The organism is Morganella sp. EGD-HP17, from assembly GCF_000512315.2.
Taxonomy (GTDB): domain Bacteria; phylum Pseudomonadota; class Gammaproteobacteria; order Enterobacterales; family Enterobacteriaceae; genus Morganella; species Morganella morganii.
In genome coordinates this window covers 1-992 of record NZ_AZRH01000066.1, presented here as the reverse complement: position 1 = coordinate 992, position 992 = coordinate 1, and the positions used below count along the sequence as shown (strand labels likewise).

Sequence of the window (992 nt, the reverse complement as noted above, 5' to 3'; positions counted from 1 at the left end):
GCCAGTCTGCACGGAGCCATCCTTGAAATACCACCCTTTAACGTTTGATGTTCTAACCCGGGTCCATAATCTGGATCGGGGACCGTGTCTGGTGGGTAGTTTGACTGGGGCGGTCTCCTCCCAAAGAGTAACGGAGGAGCACGAAGGTTGGCTAAGCATGGTCGGACATCATGCGGTTAGTGCAAAGGCATAAGCCAGCTTGACTGCGAGAGTGACGGCTCGAGCAGGTACGAAAGTAGGTCTTAGTGATCCGGTGGTTCTGAATGGAAGGGCCATCGCTCAACGGATAAAAGGTACTCCGGGGATAACAGGCTGATACCGCCCAAGAGTTCATATCGACGGCGGTGTTTGGCACCTCGATGTCGGCTCATCACATCCTGGGGCTGAAGTAGGTCCCAAGGGTATGGCTGTTCGCCATTTAAAGTGGTACGCGAGCTGGGTTTAGAACGTCGTGAGACAGTTCGGTCCCTATCTGCCGTGGGCGCTGGAAGATTGAGAGGGGTTGCTCCTAGTACGAGAGGACCGGAGTGAACGCACCACTGGTGTACGGGTTGTGATGCCAATTGCATTGCCCGGTAGCTAAGTGCGGAAGAGATAACCGCTGAAAGCATCTAAGCGGGAAACTTGCCTCGAGATGAGTCTTCCCTGACCCTTTAAGGGTCCTGAAGGAACGTTTGAGACTAAGACGTTGATAGGCTGGGTGTGTAAGCGCAGCGATGCGTTGAGCTGACCAGTACTAATGAACCGGGAGGCTTAACCTGACAACACCGAAGGTGTTTTGAGTTGAGAGACGATTAGAGAGATTTTTCAGCACAGTGAAGAGGCAGAAGTCATTCACTGTGAAAGCTTGTTTTGGATTGAAATGAATTTGCCTGGCGGCCGTAGCGCGGTGGTCCCACCTGACCCCATGCCGAACTCAGAAGTGAAACGCCGTAGCGCCGATGGTAGTGTGGGGTCTCCCCATGTGAGAGTAGGGAACCGCCAGGTTATTA

At 53.3% G+C, this 992-nt stretch carries 2 rRNA genes; both read left to right on the top strand.

What is annotated here, in order from left to right:
* A 23S ribosomal RNA gene (locus tag X965_RS18750) occupies window positions 1-761 on the top strand; the annotation flags it as partial.
* Window positions 762-871: 110 nt separating this feature from the next.
* Window positions 872-987, top strand: a 5S ribosomal RNA gene (gene rrf, locus X965_RS18745).
* The last annotated feature ends 5 nt before the right edge of the window (window positions 988-992 follow it).